Raw genomic sequence first — 19,081 nt, forward strand, 5'->3', positions numbered from 1 at the left:
GGAAGTGGACGATCAGGCGTCCTCGTTCACCCAGCTCATCAGCTTGCGGAGCTCCTTGCCGGTGGTCTCCAGCAGGTGCTCCGAGTCCTGCTTCTTGTACTCGTTGTACTTCTTCAGACCGCCGTGGTACTCCTCCATCCAGTTGCGGGCGAAGGAGCCGTCCTGGATCTCGGCGAGGACCTTCTTCATCTCGGCCTTGGTGGCGTCGGTGATGATCCGCGGGCCGGTGACGTAGTCGCCCCACTCGGCGGTCTCGGAGATCGACCAGCGCATCTTCTCCAGGCCGCCCTCGTACATGAGGTCCACGATCAGCTTCAGCTCGTGCAGGCACTCGAAGTAGGCGATCTCCGGCTGGTAGCCGGCCTCGGTGAGGGTCTCGAAGCCCGCCTTGACCAGCGCGGCCGTGCCGCCGCAGAGCACGGCCTGCTCACCGAACAGGTCGGTCTCGGTCTCCTCGGTGAAGGTGGTCTTGATGACGCCGGCGCGGGTGCCGCCGATGCCCTTGGCGTAGGACAGCGCGAGCGCGAAGGCGCCTCCGGAGGCGTCCTGCTCGACGGCGGCGATGCAGGGGACGCCGCGGCCCTCCTCGTACTGGCGGCGGACCAGGTGGCCCGGGCCCTTGGGGGCGACCATGCAGACGTCGACGCCGGCCGGGGGCTTGATGAAGCCGAAGCGGATGTTGAAGCCGTGGCCGAAGAAGAGCGCGTCGCCGTCCTTGAGGTTGGGGGCGATGTGCTCCTCGTAGACCTGGGCCTGGATCGGGTCCGGGACGAGGATCATGATGACGTCGGCCTCGGCGGCTGCCTCGGACGGGGTCACCACGCGCAGGCCCTGCTCCTCGGCCTTGACCTTGGACTTGGAGCCCTCGTGCAGACCGACGCGCACGTCGACGCCGGAGTCGCGCAGCGACAGGGCGTGGGCGTGGCCCTGGCTGCCGTAACCGATGACCGCGACCTTGCGGCCCTGGATGATGGACAGGTCGGCGTCGGCGTCGTAGAACAGCTCGGCCACTTTGGGTTCTCTCCTTGAGTGCAGGTGTTGCGTCCCACCGTATGACGGTGGGGGGACGGGACGTCTCGGGATCTCGGTATACGGGCGGCCCGCGTCGCGGAGAGCGGGCCGCCCGTACGAAGGTCAGGCGCTGCGGTCGAGGGCGCGCAGCGAGCGGTCGGTGATGGACCGGGCGCCGCGGCCGATCGCGATGGTGCCGGACTGGACGAGCTCCTTGATGCCGTACGGTTCCAGCATCTTGAGCATCGCGGACAGCTTGTCGCTGCTTCCGGTGGCCTCGATGGTGACCGCCTCCGGGGAGACGTCCACGGTCTTGGCGCGGAACAGCTGGACGATCTCGACGATCTGGGAGCGCGTCTCGTTGTCGGCGCGCACCTTCACCAGAACGAGTTCGCGCTGGACCGCCTGCCCGGGCTCGAGTTCGACGATCTTCAGCACGTTGACGAGCTTGTTGAGCTGCTTGGTGACCTGCTCCAGCGGCAGGTCCTCGACGTTCACCACGATGGTGATGCGGGAGATCTCCGGGTGCTCGGTGACGCCGACGGCGAGCGAGTCGATGTTGAAGCCGCGGCGGGAGAACAGGGCGGCGATCCGGGCGAGGATGCCGGGCGTGTTCTCCACCAGGACGGAGAGCGTGTGCTTGGACATGGTGTGTGGCTCTTCCTCGCTCAGTCGTCTTCGTTGTCGCCGAAGTCCGGGCGGACGTCCCTGGCGGCCATGATCTCGTCGTTGGAGGTGCCGGCGGCGACCATCGGCCACACCATGGCGTCCTCGTGGACGATGAAGTCCACGACGACCGGGCGGTCGTTGACCGAGTTGGCCTCCTCGATGACCTTGTCCAGGTCGGCCGGGTTCTCGCAGCGGATCGCGTAGCAGCCCATGGCCTCCGACAGCTTGACGAAGTCCGGGACCCGGGTGCCGCGGGCGTCCGGGTTGATGTCGTCCGGGCCGGAGTGCAGGACCGTGTTGGAGTACCGCTGGTTGTAGAAGAGGGTCTGCCACTGGCGGACCATCCCGAGGGCGCCGTTGTTGATGACGGCGACCTTGATCGGGATGTTGTTCAGGGCGCAGGTGGTGAGCTCCTGGTTGGTCATCTGGAAGCAGCCGTCGCCGTCGATCGCCCAGACGGTGCGGTCGGGGGCGCCGGCCTTGGCGCCCATGGCGGCGGGGACGGCGTAGCCCATGGTTCCGGCGCCGCCGGAGTTCAGCCAGCTGGCGGGCTTGTCGTACTGGATGAAGTGCGCGGCCCACATCTGGTGCTGGCCGACGCCCGCGGCGAAGATCGTGCCCTCCGGGGCGAGCTGGCCGATGCGCTCGATGACCTGCTGCGGGGACAGCGAGCCGTCCTCGGGCTGGTCGTAGCCGAGCGGGTAGGTCTCGCGCCAGCGGTTGAGGTCGTTCCACCAGGCGGTGTAGTCGCCCTTGCGGCCCTCGGCGTGCTCCTTCTGCACGGCCTGGACCAGGTCGGCGATGACCTCGCGGGCGTCACCGACGATCGGCACGTCGGCGGCGCGGTTCTTGCCGATCTCCGCCGGGTCGATGTCGGCGTGGACGACCTTGGCGTAGGGGGCGAAGCTGTCCAGCTTGCCGGTGACGCGGTCGTCGAAGCGGGCTCCGAGGGCGACGATCAGGTCGGCCTTCTGCAGCGCGGTGACGGCGGTGACCGAACCGTGCATGCCCGGCATTCCCACGTGCAGCGGGTGGCTGTCGGGGAATGCGCCGAGCGCCATCAGGGTGGTGGTGACGGGCGCTCCGGTGAGTTCTGCGAGGACCTTCAGCTCGGCGGTGGCGCCGGCCTTGATCACTCCGCCGCCGACGTAGAGCACGGGGCGCTTGGCGGAGGTGATCAGCCGGGCGGCCTCCCGGATCTGCTTGGCGTGCGGCTTGGTGACGGGCCGGTAGCCGGGCAGGTCCATGACCGGCGGCCAGGAGAAGGTGGTCTGCGCCTGGAGGGCGTCCTTGGCGATGTCGACCAGCACCGGGCCGGGGCGGCCGGTGGAGGCGATGTGGAACGCCTGCGCGATGACCCGCGGGATGTCCTCGGCCTTGGTGACGAGGTAGTTGTGCTTGGTGATCGGCATGGTGATGCCGACGATGTCCGCCTCCTGGAAGGCGTCCGTGCCGATCGCCCGGGAGGCGACCTGGCCGGTGATCGCGACCAGCGGGACGGAGTCCATGTGCGCGTCGGCGATCGGGGTGACCAGGTTGGTGGCGCCGGGTCCCGAGGTCGCCATGCAGACGCCGACCTTGCCGGTGGCCTGCGCGTAGCCGGTGGCCGCGTGGCCGGCGCCCTGCTCGTGGCGGACCAGGACGTGGCGCACCTTGGTGGAGTCCATCAGCGGGTCGTACGCCGGAAGGATCGCACCGCCGGGGATGCCGAATACCGTGTCGGCGCCGACCTCCTCGAGAGAGCGGATGAGGGACTGCGCGCCCGTGAGGTGCTCGACGGGGGCGGACTGCTGTCCTCCGGATCGGGGCCGCGGCTGCGGGTGATGGGCCCCGGTGGCCTGCTCGGTCATCGGCATTCTCTTCTCGATGCTGAGGGTTTTTGCGAGGTTTGCGTGGTGTACGCGGGCTGTGCGACAGGTGCTGGTGCAACAAAAAACCCCTCGTGCCAAAAGGCAAGCGAGGGGAGCGCGCCGGGTGCGAGTCGCCGAGCGGTGGTGGCTCGGCGTCAGCCGACGCGCTGTCCAAGTACGAGAATTCGGGTGCGCATGGCACTGACCCTCCACCCGGCACACACCTGGTGTCAAGTGGGTGGGACGGGAGTCTCATTATGTGAACGGAGGGTCGTCCCCGTCCTGAGCACGGCACTCACCCCCGCGGAGTACACCCCGGCGTGGGCACCGCCGGCGAGGGCGGGCTCGGCCGGCTCGTGCGGCACCGGGTAGTGGCCGGTGGTGAGCGCCCGGCGCAGCCGGTACTCGTCCAGCGGCCCGGAGAAGGCCATGCCCTGCCCGTGCGTGCAGCCCATCGCGCGCAGCGCGGCCACCTGGTCGGGCAGATCCAGCCCGTCGGCCACCGACTGCAGCCCGAGGTCCCCGGCGATCCGCAGCAGCCCGCTGGTGATCTTGTGCAGCCGGGCCGACTCCACCACGCCGTCGATCAGTCCGCGGTCGAGCTTGAGTATGTCGACCGGGAGCCGTCTGAGGGCGGTGATCGCCGCGTAGCCGCTGCCGAAGCCGTCCAGGGCGATCCGCACGCCGACCCGCTTGAGGGCGTTGAGACGGCGCTCCAGCTCGTCGAAGCAGACGCTCGGGTCGGTGTCGGCCAGCTCGATGATCAGCGAGCCGGGCGGCAGCCCGTGGCGGGTCAGCAGCGCCTCGATCGAGCCGAGCGGCAGCGACCGGTCAAGCAGCCGCCGCGCGCCGATCCGTACCGCCACGGGCACGGCCACTCCGGTGGCCTGGCGCTCAGCGGCCTGCTCCACAGCCTCCTGGAGCACCCAGCGCCCCAGCTCGGCGGTCTTCTCGGTGTCCTCGGCGACCCGCAGGAACTCCGCCGGGGTGAACAGCACGCCCTGCGAGGATCTCCAGCGCGCCTGGGCGCTCACCGAGGTGATCCGGCCGTCCTCCAGGCACACCACCGGCTGGTGCAGCAGGGCGAACTCGCCGTCGTGCAGCGCGGAGCGCAGGCGGGTGGCCAGCTCCGCCCTGCGCACCACGTCCTGCTGCATCTGCGGCCGGTACAGCTCCACCCGGCCCTTGCCCGCCGCCTTGGCCCGGTACATCGCCAGGTCGGCGTTGCGCAGCAACTCCCCCGCGCCCAGGCCCGGTTCGGCGAAGGCGACGCCGATGGAGGCGTTGACGCGGACATCGTTGCCGTCGATGACGTAGGGCTGGGAGAGGGTGGCTCTGAGGCGGTCGGCGAGCTCCAGGATGTGACCCTCGCGGGCGTCCCGGTCGCGGGCGCCGTCGCCGACGATCAGGGCCGCGAACTCGTCGCCGCCCAGCCGGGAGGCGGTGTCGCCCTTGCGGACGGCCTCCTTGAGTCTGCGGGCGGCCTGGACGAGCAGCTCGTCCCCGGCCTGGTGGCCGATGGTGTCGTTCACGGCCTTGAAGCCGTCGAGGTCGATGAAGAGCACGGCCGTCCCTCTGAGGGCGGCGCCCCGGTCGGAGGCGCGGCGGCCGGAGAGGGCCTGCTGGACGCGCTTGGTGAACAGCGCGCGGTTGGGCAGATCGGTGAGCGGGTCGTGCTCGGCGTTGTGCTGCAGCTGCGCCTGCAGGCGCACCCGCTCGGTGACGTCCCGGCTGTTGAAGATCAGGCCGCCGTGATGGCGGTTGACCGTCGACTCCACGTTGAGCCAGCCGCCGTCGCCGGAGCGGAAGCGGCACTCGATGCGCGTGGTCGGCTCGTCGACGGGGCTGGCGGCGAGGAAGCGCCGCACCTCGTGCACCACGCAGCCCAGGTCCTCGGGGTGGATCAGGCTGGCCAGTTCGCTGCCCACCAGCTCCTCGGCGGGCCGGCCGTACACCCCGGCGGCGGCCGGGGAGACGTAGCGCAGCACGCCGTTGGGTGCGGCGATCATGATGACGTCGCTGGAGCCCTGCACCAGTGAGCGGAAGTGGTTCTCCGCCTGGGCCAGTTCCTGGGTGAGGGTGATGTTGTCGAGCAGCATGATGCCCTGGCGCACCACGAGGGCGAGCACCACGGTGCCGCCGGTGAGCAGGACCACGCGGTCGACGCTGCGGCCGTTGAGGACGTTGTAGAGGATGCCCAGCGTGCACACGGCCGCGGCCAGGTAGGGCGTGAGGGCGGCCAGTGAGCCCGCGATGGGCCGTGCGGTCGGATAGCGCAGCTCGCCGGCGGGCGCGGGCGGCTGGGGGTGCGGTCCGCTGCGCTGGCCGGGCACGTGCCCGCGCACCACGCGGGTGTGCTGCTCCTCCTCGGGCCGGCCGCCGTCCCGGGGCGCGGTCCACGGCGCGTACGCCAGCAGCAGCGAGCCCGCGAACCAGCCGGCGTCGAGCAGCTGCCCCGAGCGGTAGTCCTCGTGCAGCAGCGGCGAGGTGAACAGGGCGTCGCAGAGCACGGTGAGCGCCAGGGCGCCGATCGCGGTGTTGACCGCGGAGCGGTTGACCGCCGACCGTCTGAAGTGCAGCGCCAGCACCATGCTGATCAGGGCGATGTCGAGCAGCGGGTAGGCCAGCGAGAGCGCCGTGTGCGCCACGTCCGGCCCGCCCTCCTGGGCGGCCTGGGCGAGCGCCAGGCTCCACGCCAGAGTGAGCAGCGAGCCGCCGATCAGCCAGGCGTCGAGGGCGAGGCAGACCCAGCCCGCCTTGGTGACGGGCCGCTTGGCGAACACCAGCAGGCCCACGATGGCGGGCGGCGCAAAGCACAGGAAGAACAGATCCGCGTAGCTGGGGCTGGGCACGGGCTCGCCCAGGACGACCTCGTACCAGCCCCAGACGAAGTTGCCCAGGGCCGCCATGGCCGAGGAGATGCCGAACAGCAGCCAGGCAGGCCGGAACCGGGTGCGGCGGCCGCGCGCGTAGACGAAACAGGAGACCGAGGCGGCGGCCGCCGCGGAGCTCAGCCCGAAGTCCCCCATGACCAGGGCGAGTCGGTCCGAGCCCCAGCCGCATGCGGCCCCGACGGCGTAGGCCGCGCAGACGAGAGCGAGGACGAGCTGCGGGACCAGGCCGCTCCGGGGCCCGTCACCGGGCGGGCGGGGCAGCAGCGCTCCCGGCGGGGAGTGCGGCCTGAGCGCCGCGCCTTCGAGCGTGGGTGTGGGGGTCGGCGCGCTCACCGGCTCCTCCCGGTCCGCGCCCCCGAACCCCGTGGAGCCCGGGGCACCGTGGCATGCCTCCTTCGGCCGCGCTGTCTGCGGGGCAGCGGGTGGGGGCGGCTGTGCGGGCCGATCAGCCGGGTGGGGCGGCCGGTGATCCGGCCGCGGCTGTGCGCGACCGCACGCCAGGGTCCCCGCCGGCGGTTCCGCCGCGTCGGATCGCTCGTCCATAGGCCGTGCATCGCGCGTCGCCCCCCTCACATCTGCGTTGGTCGTCCCCCGCGCCGTCAGGTCAGTGGCGCAGCCCCTGTCCGGACGATACACCAGTCTGGTCACTCAGGGACATAGATTCTCTACTCTGCGTGACGATCAACAGATGTATGAGTACCCATCGCCCCCGGGAAAACACGGACAGTACGCGACAATCCGGCTACGGCGTGTCCGCTCCCGTCACCAGGATCACGTTGCGCAGCTCCTCGTGGTTCAGGAAACGGCGCAACTGGTCCACCAGCAGCCGCTTGGCGCGCGGCAGGAAGGCGGAGGTGGGTCCGCCGACGTGCGGGGTGATGAGGACGCCCGGCGCCCGCCACAAGGGGTGCCCGGCGGGCAGCGGTTCGGGGTCGGTGACGTCCAGGGCCGCGGTGATCCGGCCGCTCTCCAGTTCCGTGAGCAGGGCCTTGGTGTCGACCACCCCGCCGCGGGCCACGTTCACCAGCAGGGCGCCGTCCTTCATCCGGGACAGGAAGCCGGCGTCCACCAGGTGCCGGGTGGCCTCGGTCAGCGGCGTGGACAGCACCACGACGTCCGCCTCGGGCAGCAGCGAGGGCAGTGCGGTGAGCGGGTGCACCGGACCGCGCTCCGTGGTGCGCGCGGAGCGCGCGACGCGCGCCACCCGCGCGAGCTCGAACGGAGCGAGCCGGTCCTCGATGGCCGCACCGATCGACCCGTAGCCCACGATGAGCACCGTCCGGTCGGCGAGCGCGGGCCGGAATCCGCCCAGCCACTCCCCTCGCTCCTGGGCCCGCACGAAGTCCGGGATGCCGCGCAGCGAGGCCAGGATCAGCGCGAGGGTCAGCTCGGCGGTGCTGGCCTCGTGCACCCCGCGGGCGTTGCACAGCCGCACACCGGGCGGCAGGTCCTTCAGCCCCGGCTCCACGTGGTCGATGCCGGCGGACAGCGTCTGCACCACCCGCACCGAGGTCATCCGCGGCAGCGGGCGGGTGCCGATGCCGCTGGGCTTCATGTACGGCACGACGTAGAAGGCGCAGTCGGCGGGGTCGGCGGGGAACTCCTCGCCGCCGTCCCAGAATCGGTAGCGCGGTCCCTCGGGAAGATCCTCGATCTCCTCCGGCGGGATCGGGAGCCAGACGTCTGCTGCAGTCATGGCCCGAGGCTATGTCAGGGGCCCCGAGGGCCAGAGGTTAGGTTGGGGGGCCGGAGAGGGAGGGTCACGAGCAGGTGGAGCGCAGGACGATCGGCGCGGCGGCGCTCGCGGTGGGGGCCGTCGGACTCGGGTGCATGCCGATGAGCTGGGCCTACAGCACGTCACAGCAGCGCGGCGAGGAGTCGCTCAGGGCGGTGCACCGGGCGCTCGACCTCGGCTCGACGCTGCTGGACACCGCCGACATGTACGGGCCGTTCACCAACGAGCTGCTGCTGGGGCGGGTGTTGAAGGAGCGGCGTGCCGAGGCGTTCGTGTCGACGAAGGTCGGGCTGCTGGTGGGCGACCAGCACATCGTGGCCAACGGCCGCCCCGGCTATGTGAAGCGGGCCTGCGACGCCTCGCTGCGCCGGCTGCAGACGGATGTCATCGACCTCTACCAGCTGCACCGGGAGGACCCCGAGGTGCCGGTGGAGGAGACCTGGGGGGCGATGGCCGAGCTGGTGCAGGCCGGCAAGGTACGGGCGCTGGGACTGTGCGCGGTGGGCGCGCGCTCGGCCCGGCGGCCGGGGACGCGGCTGTACGACGCGACCATCCGCCAGCTGGAGCGGGTGCAGCAGGTGTTCCCGGTGAGCGCGGTGCAGGCCGAACTGTCGGTCTGGTCGCCGGAGGCGCTGCGCACGCTGCTGCCGTGGTGCGAGGCGCGCGGCATCGGATTCCTCGCGGCGATGCCGCTGGGCAACGGCTTCCTGACCGGCACGCTCACCCCCGGCGAGGGCTTCGAGCCGGACGACCTGCGCGCCCGGCACCCCCGCTTCACCGCCGAGATGATGGCCGCCAACCAGCCGATCGTGGCCGGCCTGCGCCGCGTCGCCCGCCGCCACGGCGAGTCGGTCACCCCGGCCCAGGTCGCCCTGGCCTGGCTGCTGGCCCAGAGCCCCCGGGTCATCCCGGTCCCGGGCACCAAGCACACCCGGTGGGTCGAGGAGAACGCGGCGGCGGCGGAGCTGCGGCTGACCCGGGAGGACTTCGCGGAGATCGCCGGGCTGCCGCCGGCGCAGGGGTCCTGGGACTGACCGGTCTGGGCACTTCGGCGTGCCCGGCTTTCCTGGCTCGTCCTTTGTGGGTGGTGCGGCGCGGATGCCCGGCTGACACGCCCCTGTTCCATAGTCGGCGCATCCCCGGTTTCATGGCGGAAGCGGCCCGGCGCTCGGGGCCGGAGCGGCCCAGCCGTCGCGGCCGACGCGGCGTGGATGTCTGTCATGAAGGGCCTCCTGCCGACGCGGCGCAGCGCCAGGTGCAGGCCACCGTCGTCGCCGAGCCCCCGCGCGGACCGGCCCGCGCACTCCCCGGCGGCGACGCCGCCGGGCGGCGGGCGGCGCGGGGTCGAGGGCCGGGGGCGCGCCCCTGAAGGCCAGCGCTGGCGCAGACTTCGAGCAGGTCCGCGAAATGTGCGCCCCGAGAACACGAGGCGCGGAGGGGTCGGCGGGAACCGCGGGGCGACGAGAGCTCCGGCTGGCTCGGACCGAGCCGTCCTTCCGGTTTTTCCGGTTCGGGAATTGCGTGATCGGGAACCTGGGAGGCGCGAGCGGTGTATGACAAGTGGAACCTGCCGCGTCGAAGGGACAAGATCGTGCAACGTCGAGCCGTGACGGCCGTGCTGGCCGCCGCCGCGCTCCTGCTGACGGCCGGCTGCTCCTCCGATGACGGAGGATCGCCGGGCGGGGACGGCAGCGCTCCCTCCAGCCGTACGAGCGGGCAGGCCTCGCCCCCGGAGCGCTCCGGGGAGCAGACGCCTCCCGCGAAGGGGTCCGTGAAGGTGCTGCGCACCGTCGCCACGGGGCTGAAGACCCCGTGGGGTCTCGCCGCGCTGCCGGACGGGGACCTGCTGGTCTCCTCCCGCGACGAGGCGACGATCACGCGGGTGGACGGGAAGACGGGCAAGAAGACCGAGTTGGGCGAGGTGCCCGGGGTGTCCCCGGCCGGGGAGGGCGGCCTGCTGGGCATCGCGCTCTCCCCCGAGTACGCCTCGGACCACATGATCTACGCCTACTTCACCTCCGCCTCGGACAACCGCATCGTCCGCATGATCTACGACGAGAAGAAGCCCTCCGGAGAGCAACTGGGCGCCCCGGACACGGTCCTGCGCGGCATACCCAAGGGCGTCATCCACAACGGCGGCCGGATCGCCTTCGGCCCGGACAAGATGCTGTTCGCGGGCACGGGCGAGAGCGGTGACACGGGCCTGTCCCAGGACAAGGAGTCGCTCGGCGGCAAGATCCTGCGGATCACCCCGGAGGGCGAGCCCGCCCCGGGCAACCCGTTCCCCGACTCCCCCGTGTACTCCTACGGCCACCGCAATGTGCAGGGTCTCGCCTGGGACGCCAAGCAGCGCCTGTTCGCCTCCGAGTTCGGCCAGAACACCTGGGACGAGCTGAACGCGATCAAGCCGGGCGACAACTACGGCTGGCCCGAGGCGGAGGGCCGCTCCGACGAGGGCGGCTTCCACAACCCGCTGGAGCAGTGGTCCACCGGCGAGGCCTCCCCCAGCGGCATCGCCTACGCCGAGGGCTCGATATGGATGGCGGGGCTGCGGGGCCAGCGGCTGTGGCGGATCCCGCTGAAGGGCACGGAGGCGTCCGCGGAGCCCCAGGCGTTCTTCGAGGGCGAGTACGGGCGGCTGCGCACGGTGCTCCCGGCCGGTGAGAACAGGCTGTGGCTGGTCTCCAGCAACACCGACGGCCACGTCGAGCCCAAGGACGGCGACGACCGGATCCTGGAGCTGGAGGTGAGCTGAGCCGGCCGGAAGGCAGGCAGGCAGGCAGGCAGCCGTCAGGTCGCCGTGCCGGGTGCCGTCACTGCTCGGCGTCCGGCTCGGTGCCGTCCTTCGCCGGCGGGCGCACCACGACCTTCCCGGAGGCGAGGTCTATGGGCCCGCGGCCGGGGTCGGAGTCGCCGACGTCCTCCCGCGTCAGTTCCAGGCGCTTCCGCTCGTCGCGGGTGTGCTTGCGGCCGGGTGCGAAGAGTTCCTCGAAGACGTTGAACATCGCTCCCCTTCCAGGGCCGTGGCGGACGTGCGGGGCGGACGGGTGGACGGGTGGACAGGTCCATCATCCCGCCGTGGCGCGGTCACCGGTATCCGTGGGGAAAAGACCCAGCCGGTGGGCCACCGCGGCCGCCTCGCCGCGGCCGGAGACGCCCAGCTTGGCGAGGATGTTGGAGACATGGACGCTGGCCGTCTTCGGGGAGATGAACAGCTCCTCGGCGATCCGGCGGTTGGTGTGGCCGGCGGCGACCAGGCGCAGCACGTCGCGTTCCCGGCTGGTGAGGCCCAGGGCGTCGGCCGGGTCGCCGGTGTCCGCAGGGGTCTCCCGGGCCGGGGCGGGGCCGAGGGCGAGGCGGGCGCGCTGGGCCAGCACGGCGGCGGCCCGGGCCAGCGGGCGGGCGCCCAGGTGGTCGGCGACGGCCTGGACCAGCCGCAGCAGCTCCCTGGCGCGGGCCCGCTCGTCCTCGCCGGCCCCGGCGGCGAGCAGGGCCTCGGCGAGCCGGAGGCGCACGCGGGCCAGGTCGTAGGGCCTGCCGAGGGGCTCCACGGCGGTGACAGCGGCGCTCCACTCGTCGGGGGCGGCGATGCCCTCGGCGCGCTTGAGTTCAGCGCGCAGCCAGATGTCGTGGGCCTGCCACACGGGCACGCCGGTGGCGAGGTTCTTGGCGGCCTCGCGGATCCGGTCGAGGATCCCGGGGCGGCCGGACTCGGCGGCCGGGTCGCCGAGGGCGTCGGACTCGGCGGTGGCTGCGGCGAGCAGCAGGGGCCAGCCGTAGCGCTGGGTGCCGGGCGGGAGTCCGGCGTCGAGGGCCGTGAGCAGTTCGGCGCGGGCGTCGGCCAGGCGGCCCTCGGCGGCGGCGATGTCGAGGGCGACCAGCGCCATCGGCAGTGCGTACTGCGGCATGAGGTCGTGGGTGCCGAAGTGGGCGCGGGCGGCGGCGAGTTGCCGGGTCGCGGTGGCCAGATCGCCGCGGTCGCAGGCGAGATGGGCCAGGCGCAGCGCGGCTCCGGCGCGGGGTCGGGCGCTCGGCTCCCGGCGCTGGGCGGTGGCGGCGGCCTCGGCCGCCTCGTCCCAGCGGCCCAGGGAGTGGAGGCTCTCGGCGAGGTTGCCCCACACCCAGGCCTCGGAGTCCAGCAGGCCAAGCCGGCGGGTGACCTTGGTCCCCTCCTGCAGCAGGCGCAGCGCCTCCTCGGAGCGCCCGACGCCTTCGAGGCCGGACGGCAGGTTCACATAGCTGCGGCACAGCACGGTGTCCACGCCCAGCTCGGCCGCCTGCCGCTGGACCTCGTACATCATGGCGAGCCCGGTCTCGATGTCGCCGGCGTCGACCGTGAGGCCGCCGAGGGTGAGGCGGGCGTTGAGCTCGATGTCGTGGGCGCCGACCATGCGGGCGTACTCGACGGCGCGTTCGGCGGCGGCCATGGCCTCCGGGCCGGGCTGGTGGAGCATGGACCAGTTGGCGACGGAGGCGAGCACCTCGGCGTGCACCTCGGACGGGGGCAGGCCGCGCACCAGTTCCTGCGCGGTGCCCAGTTCCGTCCAGCCGTCGCTGCGGGCCAGGGACTGGCTGAGCCGGGAGCGCTGGACCCAGAACCAGGCGGCGCGCAGCGGGTCGGGCTCCTCCTCCAGGATGCGCAGCGCCCGCTTGGTGATCTTCAGTGAGCGTTCGCGTTCGCCGCAGAGCCGTCCGGCGACGGCGGCCTCGGCGAGGAGGTCGAGGTAGCGCAGGGTGGCCGTCTCGGGGTCGCAGCCGCAGTAGGCCTCGGTGTAGTCGGCGGTGCGCAGGCCCGCGCGTATCTCCTCGGGGACGGATTCCCACAGCTCCATGGCCCGCTCCAGGAGCCGGAGTTGTTCGGCGTAGGCGTGGCGGCGGCGGGCCTCCGCCGAGGCGTCGAGCACGGCGGGCAGCGCCTTGGCGGCGTCGTGGGCGTGATACCAGTAGCTGGCCAGCCGGGTCACCCGCTCGTCGGCGGGCACCAGGGTGGGGTCGGCCTCCAGGGCCTCGGCGAAGCCGCGGTTGAGGCGGGAGCGTTCGCCGGGCAGCAGGTCGTCGCTGACGGCCTCGCGCACCAGGGAGTGGCGGAAGCGGTAGCCGTCGCGGTCGGGTGCGGGGGTGAGGATGCTGGCGTTGACGGTGGCCCGCAGGGCGTCGAGGAGGTCGTCCTCGGCGAGCCCGGCCACGGCGGCGAGCAGCCGGTGCTCGACGGTGGAGCCGCCCTCGGCGACGATCCGGGCCACCCGCTGGGCGTTCTCGGGGAGGCTCTCGACCCGGACCAGGAGCAGATCGCGCAGCGAGTCGGTGAGTCCGGTGCGGCAGCCCTCGTGGGCGGCGACGGCGAGTTCCTCCACGAAGAAGGCGTTGCCGTCGGAGCGTTCGAAGATCTCGTCGACGTGGTCGGGGTCGGGCTCCCGGGCCAGGATGCCGGCCATCTGGCGGCCGACCTCCTCGCGGTTGAAGCGGCCGAGTTCGATGCGGCGGACGCTGCGCAGCCGGTCGAGTTCGGCGAGCAGGGGGCGCAGCGGGTGCCGGCGGTGGATGTCGTCGGAGCGGTAGGTGGCGAGGACGACGAGGCGGCCGGTGCGCAGGGTGCGGAAGAGGTAGGCCAGCAGATGGCGGGTGGAGGCGTCGGCCCAGTGCAGGTCCTCCAGCACGAGGACGACGGTGTGCTCGGCGGCGACGCGTTCCAGCAGGCGGGCGGTGAGCTCGAAGAGGCGGGCCATGCCCTGTTCGTCGCGGCGGGCCTCGCGGGCGGTGGTGCCGAGCTCGGGCAGCAGCCGGGCGAGCTCCTCCTCCTGCCCGGCCGCGGCGGCGGCGAGCTGCTCGGGCAGCTCCCGGCGCAGCTGGCGCAGCGCGGTGGAGAACGGCGCGAACGGCAGACCGTCGGCGCCGATCTCGACGCAGCCGCCGAGCGCCACGATCGCGCCGCGGCGCCGTGCGGCCGCCGCGAACTCCTCGACGAGCCGGGTCTTGCCGACCCCTGCCTCGCCGCCGAGGAGCAGTGCCTGAGGCTCGCCCGCGCCGGTGCTCGCGCGGTCGAGCGCGGTGTTCAGGATGTCGAGTTCACCGGCGCGGCCGACGAACACGGGACTGACGGACCTGGTCTCCACGGTCCTGAGCATCGCACGAGCCGGTGACAACGCGTCACCCGTTTTCGCACGGCTGAACGCCGCCCGGCGCCCCTTCACACCGTGGGCATCTGCGGGGGTGACGCCGCGAGGCCCGGCGGGAGCGGGGTTGCGGCGGCCGACCCCCGTGCGGTCGCCGGAACCCGTGCCCTCGCCGGGCCTCGCCTCGCCGGTCCCCGTGCCGCCTGCGCGGCCCGTCGCCGGTGCCATCCCGGTCTCATGCCGCGCGGGCGAACCGGGGCCTGCGGAAGCGGCGCCTATGGCTCTCGGCCTCGGGGCTGCGTTCGGCGGAGTCCCGGCGGGCCGCCCGGCGCCCGCGGGCGGCCTCGCGCGCCCGGCGCTCCTGCTCGGCCTGGCGGACGAGCTCGGCCTGGCGGAACTGCTGCATCTCGTACTCGAGCATGGTGGGCCCCTCTGCTAGGACTGGGAATGCGGTGGGATCTCGCTCGGTGCGATCGCTCTGGGCGATCGCCCTGTCTGCGATGTCTCCACTGTCGTCTCCCAGGGGGGGCCGGCACATCGGGAAGGTGCCGCATCTTCGGCGGGCCACGGGACCTTAGACATGCGAAGGGGGCCCTGAGTCCCCGCCGTAAGGCGCTTACGGAGGGGACTCAGGGCCCCGGGAACGGTCTGAGGTGCCTCAGCCCGCCGAGGGCAGGCCCAGCAGCACGTCGGTGTACTTGAGCACCGCCAGCAGCAGTCCGATCACACCGAGCGAGATGCCCGCCCAGGCGACGGATCTGATCCACGGCGCCTGGAGGCGGCCCGGCGTGCCGAAGGCGGGCCGGAGCAGCACCACCACGCCCACGACCAGCGCGGTGAGCGCGAACAGTCCGCCCCACAGCGCGCTTGTCTGCCAGGCGTCGCCGTACATCTCCTTGATCTGGGTGGCGACGCCCGCCTCGGTGGACGTCCGGAGCTGGCCGACGAGGGTCTCGCGGGCGGCGGCCACCGTGCCGAGCCAGCTGCCGGTGAGCGAGACCAGGCCGAGCGCGGCCGAGACGACCGCCGCGGCGCCCTGTCCCACCCCGGCGGGCTTCTCCTCGCCCGCGTCGGCAGGGGTCTGTGCCACCTCCGTCTCCGTCTCCGGCGCGGACTCCGTGGCGTCCACCGCCTCCTCGTCCTGCCGGTCCTCGGCGGTCTCGTTCGCGGTGTCGTCCGCTGTCTTGGTAACCATGCCCCGCACCGTACGGACGCCGTCTGAGAGTCGTCTTAATGATCGTCGCGGGAGCCGGCCGCGGTGGCCGGGGAGGTGGTGGCCGAGGGGGCGGCGGCCGAAGATGCGGTGGCCGAGGAGGCGGTGGCCGAAGATGCGGCAGCCGAAGATGCGGCAGCCGAAGATGCGGCGGCCGAGGAGGCGGCGGCGCGCGCCGCCCGCCACTCGGGCGCCAGCACCGACCAGACTTCCAGGTCGTGCCGCACACCGTGGTGGAGGTGGGCCTCGCGGCGGACGCCGTCACGGGTCATGCCGAGCCGGCGGGCGACGGCGAGGCTCGCGGTGTTGCCTGCGGCGGCCACCCACTCGACGCGGTGGATGCCGCGCTCCTCGACCACCCAGTCGATCAGCACCCGCATCGCGCGGGTGACCAGCCCGCGCCCGGTGGCGGCGGGCTCCAGCCAGCAGCCGACCTCGCAGGTGCCGTTCGCCGCGTCGAAGTTGAGGGTGAGCACGCCGCCGACGAGCCTGCCGTCCAGCCACAGCCCGTGCAGCGAGGCGGTGTCGGCGGCCCGGCGGTCGGCGTACCGCTGGAGCACCTCGCGGGCGCCGGCGGCATCGGTGGCCGTGGCGGCGAAGGGGACGAACCGGTTGATGAAGTCCCGTCCGCGTTCCAGGTGCGCCAGGAACTCCTCGGCGTGCCACGGCTCCAGGGGGCGCAGTTCGGCTCCGTCATCACCCAGTCGTATCGCGTACATCCCGCTCGCGCCCCTCCTCGGCCAGCACGTCCGCCACCTCGGCGTCCGTCGCGGCGGCCAGCCTTTCATGGGCGGCGCGGCACTCGGGCGGCTCGATGCTGATGCGCGGCAGGATCCGGTCGAGGTGGCGCGGCAGCCACCAGTTGGCGCCGCCGAGCAGGTGCATCAGCGCGGGGACCAGCAGGGTGCGCAGCACGAACGCGTCGAGGGCGACGGCGGAGGCGAGCGCGATGCCGAACATGGCGATCACACGGTCCCCGGTGAGCACGAAGGCGAGGAAGACGGAGATCATGATGACCGCCGCGGAGTTGATCACCCGGCTGGTCTCGGCGAGCCCCACCCGGACGGCGCGCCGGTTGTCGCCGGTCTCCAGCCACTCCTCGTACATCCGGCTGACCAGGAAGACCTGGTAGTCCATGGACAGCCCGAACAGGACCGAGACCATGATCACCGGCAGGAAGGGTTCGATGGGCCCGGACCGGCCGAGGCCGAGCAGTTCGCTGCCCCAGCCCCACTGGAAGATCGCCACGACCACGCCGAAGGCCGCCGCGACGGCGGCGACGTTCATCGCGGCGGCCTTGAGCGGGATGCCGATGGACCGGAAGGCGAGCAGCAGCAGGAGGCAGCCCAGGCCGATCACCACGCCGACGAAGAGGGGCAGCTTGCCGACGATCACGTCGGCGAAGTCGTCGTAGGCGGCCGTGATGCCGCCGACGTGCACATCGAGCGAGGTGCCGGCCTCGGCCCGGGGCAGCACGTCCTCGCGCAGCCGGTCGACCAGGTCGCTGGTCTGCTTCGACTGCGGGGAGGACTCCGGTACGACGGTGAGGTACGCGGTGTCGCCGCCCTTGCCGAAGGTCACCGGAGACACCGAGGCGACGCCCTCGGTCTGGCGCAGGGTGGCGTCCAGGTCGCCCAGGGCCAGCCGGTCCTCGGCGCCCCCGACCTCGGTGACCAGGGTGAGGGGGCCGTTCACGCCGGGGCCGAAGTTGTCGGCGAGCAGGTCGTAGGCCTGGCGGGTGGTGGTGTTCTCCGGGTCGTTGCCCTGGTCGGAGGTGCCCAGGTGCAGGGACGTGGTGGGCAGCGCCAGGACCGTGATCACCACCAGTGCGATCACGCCGAGGATCCTGGGGTGGCGCTCCACGAACGCCGACCAGCGGGCGGCGAAGCCGGTCGGCAGCTCCGGCTCGGGACCGTGCTCGGCGAGGCGGCGCCGCTCCCGGCCGCTGAGCGCGCGCATGCCGACGAAGGACAGCAGGGCGGGCAGGAGCGTGACGGAGGCGGCCACCGTCAGCACCACGGTCAGCGAGGCCGCGACGGCGACGCCGTTGAGGAAGTTCAGCCGCAGCATCAGCATCCCGAGCAGGGCGATGCAAACGGTGGCACCCGCGAACACGACCGCGCGTCCGGTGGTGGCGACGGCGCGGGCGGCGGCCTCGGTGACGGACAGCCCTCGCTTCAGACCGCGCCGGTGCCGGGTCACGATGAACAGCGCGTAGTCGATGCCGACGCCGAGGCCGATCAGCATGCCGAGCATGGGCGCGAAGTCGGCCACGGTCATGACGTGCCCGAGGAGGGCGATCCCCGCGTAGGCGGTGCCGACGCCGACCAGTGCGGTGCCGATGGGCAGCAGGGAGGCGGCGAGCGAGCCGAAGGCGAGGAACAGCACCACTGCGGCGACCACCACACCGACGATCTCCGCGGTGTGCCCGCCGGAGGACTCGGTGAGGGCGATGGCGCTGCCGCCCAGCTCCACCCTCAGGTCACCGGTCTCGGCCTCCTGCGCCGTGCGCACCACGGCCGCGGCCTCACCGGCGTCGACGTCCTGAGCCCGGTCCTCGAAGGTGAGCGTGGCGTAGGCCGTGCGGCCGTCCTCGCTGATCCGCCCGGCCCCTCGCTCGTCGTAGGGGCCGGACACGGAGGCCACGCCGGGCAGGGCGGCGATCCGGTCCAGGGTGCGGGTCATGGTCTGCTCGACGGCGGCGTCGCGGACCGTGCCGGAGGAGGTGTGCCAGACGACGGTGTCGGTGTCGCCGCCCAGCGACGGGAAGCCCTCCTCCAGCAGGCGGGCCGCCTGCGAGGACTCGGTCCCCGGGACCCGGTAGTCGTTGGAGTAGGCGCTGCCGGCCAGGACCGCGCCCGAGCCGGCCACGCCGAGGGCGAGGAGCCAGAGCAGCACGGTGATCAGACGGCGCCGGACACACCAGCGTGCAAGAGCTGCCACGGACGTGCTCCCAGAGTGACTGTCTGCGGATCTTTGACCGGGAACAGACGTTCATGAAACGAACCGCCCGCAAAGAACGCATGAGCAATGCAGTGCCACTCTGACAGGCAAGAGTGATCATTTGCCGGGTTCGTGGGCTTCCTCACAGCGATGGGAGGCAGCTCACAGGACAATCGGCCCGGATGAGTCAACCGATCGCCCGGTCCGGTGACAGGTTCAGTCGAACTGGTCACCCAGCGCCATCACCATCAGCCCCGCGATCAGCAGCCACAGCGCCCTGCGGGTCCGGCCCCGGGAGCCCAGCAGCCCGGCCAGGGCGCAGACGGCGGCTCCGCAGGCGTACGCGACGGGAACCAGCGGCGGGGTGCCGCCGGTGAGCCGCAGCAGGGCCGCGGCCAGACCGGCGAGGGCGAGCGCGGCCCCGGTGCCGCTGGCCAGCCACCGGGCACGCCGGGCACCGCTCCCGTCGGCGTCGGTGTCCTCGTGGTCGCCGGACCCGTCGCCGTTCGCCTCCTCGCCGACGGCCTCGTCGCCGGCAGCCTCCTCGCCGGCGGGCTCGTCGCCGGCAGCCTCCTCGCCGGCGGCCTCCTCGCCGGCGGGCTCGTCGCCGGCAGCCTCCTCGCCGGCGGCCTCCTCGCCGGCGGGCTCGTCGC

The 19,081-nt window shown here is 72.7% G+C and carries 13 protein-coding genes and 1 pseudogene; 2 read left to right on the top strand and 12 right to left on the bottom strand.

Annotated elements, in window-relative coordinates; all coding sequences use genetic code 11:
• Positions 1-12: 12 nt before the first annotated feature.
• From ilvC to ABD207_RS23780, 5 genes are all read right to left on the bottom strand, one after another.
• Positions 13-1,011, bottom strand: coding sequence for a ketol-acid reductoisomerase (gene ilvC / locus ABD207_RS23760; RefSeq protein ID WP_344004945.1), 999 nt, complete (start codon positions 1,009-1,011; stop codon positions 13-15).
• Positions 1,012-1,134: 123 nt separating this feature from the next.
• Positions 1,135-1,659: an acetolactate synthase small subunit gene (gene ilvN / locus ABD207_RS23765; protein ID WP_167996585.1), complete on the bottom strand. Its 525-nt coding sequence runs from the start codon at positions 1,657-1,659 to the stop codon at positions 1,135-1,137.
• Positions 1,660-1,679: 20 nt separating this feature from the next.
• Positions 1,680-3,530 carry an acetolactate synthase large subunit gene (locus tag ABD207_RS23770; protein WP_344015144.1) on the bottom strand — a complete coding sequence of 617 codons (1,851 nt, stop codon included), beginning with the start codon at positions 3,528-3,530 and terminating at the stop codon, positions 1,680-1,682.
• Between the two features lie 230 nt (positions 3,531-3,760).
• Positions 3,761-6,757: a putative bifunctional diguanylate cyclase/phosphodiesterase gene (locus tag ABD207_RS23775; protein ID WP_344015145.1), complete on the bottom strand. Its 2,997-nt coding sequence runs from the start codon at positions 6,755-6,757 to the stop codon at positions 3,761-3,763.
• A gap of 409 nt (positions 6,758-7,166) precedes the next feature.
• On the bottom strand, positions 7,167-8,120 hold the full coding sequence (locus tag ABD207_RS23780; RefSeq protein WP_344015146.1) for a 2-hydroxyacid dehydrogenase: 954 nt from the start codon (positions 8,118-8,120) through the stop codon (positions 7,167-7,169).
• Positions 8,121-8,194: 74 nt separating this feature from the next.
• Here ABD207_RS23780 and ABD207_RS23785 point away from each other — a divergent pair, with 74 nt between their 5' ends.
• Together ABD207_RS23785 and ABD207_RS23790 are read left to right on the top strand one after the other, a co-directional pair.
• A complete protein-coding gene (locus ABD207_RS23785; RefSeq protein ID WP_344015147.1) occupies positions 8,195-9,193 on the top strand; it encodes an aldo/keto reductase in 999 nt (332 codons plus the stop codon).
• 557 nt (positions 9,194-9,750) lie between these two features.
• Positions 9,751-10,914: a PQQ-dependent sugar dehydrogenase gene (locus ABD207_RS23790; RefSeq protein ID WP_344015148.1), complete on the top strand. Its 1,164-nt coding sequence runs from the start codon at positions 9,751-9,753 to the stop codon at positions 10,912-10,914.
• Between the two features lie 58 nt (positions 10,915-10,972).
• Here the strand turns inward: ABD207_RS23790 and ABD207_RS23795 are convergent, their stop codons facing one another.
• The 7 genes and pseudogenes from ABD207_RS23795 to ABD207_RS23825 form a co-directional block, all read right to left on the bottom strand.
• Positions 10,973-11,164, bottom strand: a complete 192-nt coding sequence (locus ABD207_RS23795; protein ID WP_344015149.1) for a DUF6191 domain-containing protein — start codon at positions 11,162-11,164, stop codon at positions 10,973-10,975.
• Between the two features lie 63 nt (positions 11,165-11,227).
• Complete coding sequence (locus ABD207_RS23800) at positions 11,228-14,284, bottom strand: helix-turn-helix transcriptional regulator (protein WP_344015150.1); 3,057 nt, start codon at positions 14,282-14,284, stop codon at positions 11,228-11,230.
• A 223-nt stretch (positions 14,285-14,507) separates the two neighbouring features.
• Positions 14,508-14,693: a hypothetical protein gene (locus tag ABD207_RS23805; protein WP_344015151.1), complete on the bottom strand. Its 186-nt coding sequence runs from the start codon at positions 14,691-14,693 to the stop codon at positions 14,508-14,510.
• 237 nt (positions 14,694-14,930) lie between these two features.
• Positions 14,931-15,467, bottom strand: coding sequence for a hypothetical protein (locus ABD207_RS23810; RefSeq protein ID WP_344015152.1), 537 nt, complete (start codon positions 15,465-15,467; stop codon positions 14,931-14,933).
• Between the two features lie 176 nt (positions 15,468-15,643).
• Positions 15,644-16,204 (bottom strand): annotated as a pseudogene (locus ABD207_RS23815) (GNAT family N-acetyltransferase); the annotation flags it as partial.
• Entirely contained in the window at positions 16,182-18,428 is a 2,247-nt protein-coding gene (locus ABD207_RS23820; RefSeq protein WP_344015154.1) for an MMPL family transporter, read from the bottom strand. The pseudogene ABD207_RS23815 and the gene ABD207_RS23820, both read right to left, overlap by 23 nt.
• A gap of 216 nt (positions 18,429-18,644) precedes the next feature.
• The coding region (locus ABD207_RS23825; RefSeq protein WP_344015155.1) for a hypothetical protein at positions 18,645-19,081 on the bottom strand (437 nt) is incomplete at its 5' end.

Source organism: Streptomyces thermospinosisporus, assembly GCF_039526425.1.
In the GTDB taxonomy this organism is placed as follows: domain Bacteria; phylum Actinomycetota; class Actinomycetes; order Streptomycetales; family Streptomycetaceae; genus Streptomyces; species Streptomyces thermocarboxydovorans.

Coding starts and splice junctions, on each gene's coding strand:
- ABD207_RS23770 (WP_344015144.1), bottom strand. CDS start 3,530: ATGACCGAGCAGGCCACCGGGGCCCATCACCCGCAGCCGCGGCCCCGA.
- ilvN (WP_167996585.1), bottom strand. CDS start 1,659: ATGTCCAAGCACACGCTCTCCGTCCTGGTGGAGAACACGCCCGGCATC.
- ABD207_RS23795 (WP_344015149.1), bottom strand. CDS start 11,164: ATGTTCAACGTCTTCGAGGAACTCTTCGCACCCGGCCGCAAGCACACC.
- ABD207_RS23780 (WP_344015146.1), bottom strand. CDS start 8,120: ATGACTGCAGCAGACGTCTGGCTCCCGATCCCGCCGGAGGAGATCGAG.
- ABD207_RS23800 (WP_344015150.1), bottom strand. CDS start 14,284: ATGCTCAGGACCGTGGAGACCAGGTCCGTCAGTCCCGTGTTCGTCGGC.
- ABD207_RS23805 (WP_344015151.1), bottom strand. CDS start 14,693: ATGCTCGAGTACGAGATGCAGCAGTTCCGCCAGGCCGAGCTCGTCCGC.
- ABD207_RS23810 (WP_344015152.1), bottom strand. CDS start 15,467: ATGGTTACCAAGACAGCGGACGACACCGCGAACGAGACCGCCGAGGAC.